The organism is Clostridium tyrobutyricum (assembly GCF_019144085.1).
Classification (GTDB): Bacteria; Bacillota; Clostridia; order Clostridiales; family Clostridiaceae; genus Clostridium_B; species Clostridium_B tyrobutyricum_A.
Genome location: NZ_JAHHUY010000091.1, coordinates 1 through 584 on the forward strand (window position 1 = coordinate 1; position 584 = coordinate 584).

Sequence of the window (584 nt, forward strand, 5' to 3'; positions counted from 1 at the left end):
CCTTTTCAAGTATAAATGCTGATATTCCTCTTGTACCCTTGCTTCTATCAGTCATTGCAAATACTACAAATATATCTGCTGCTCCACCATTTGTTATGAATATTTTTTGACCATTTAATATATAATGATCTCCTTCTAGTACAGCCAAGCTTTGTTGTCCTGAAGCATCAGTACCAGCATTAGGTTCAGTTAATCCAAATGCTCCAAGTTTTTCTCCCTTTGCAAGTGGTACTAGATATTTTTGTTTTTGCTCTTCCGTTCCAAATTGTTCAAGAAGTGATGCACAAAGTGATGTATGAGCTGAAAGTATAACACCTGTTGTTCCGCAAGCCTTTGAAAGTTCTTCTACTGCTAATATATAGGATAGCGTATCTCCGCCTGCTCCACCATATTTTACTGGAAAAGGTATACCCATCATTCCATATTTGCCCATTTTTTCTACAGTTTCTATAGGAAATCTTTCAGTTTCGTCTATCTCTGCCGCTAGAGGCTTAACTTCGTTTTCTGTAAATTCCCTTACCATTTGTTTTACAAATTCTTGCTCTCTCGTCAATGTAAAATCCATTTATTTACCTCCCAATAAA

1 protein-coding gene is annotated in these 584 nt (G+C 36.3%); it reads right to left on the reverse strand.

From position 1 onward, the window contains the following. Window positions 1–565 (reverse strand): acyl-CoA dehydrogenase family protein (locus tag KM800_RS15135; RefSeq protein WP_217813828.1); only part of this gene is annotated, 565 nt, incomplete at its 3' end. Between the last annotated feature and the right edge of the window lie 19 nt (window positions 566–584).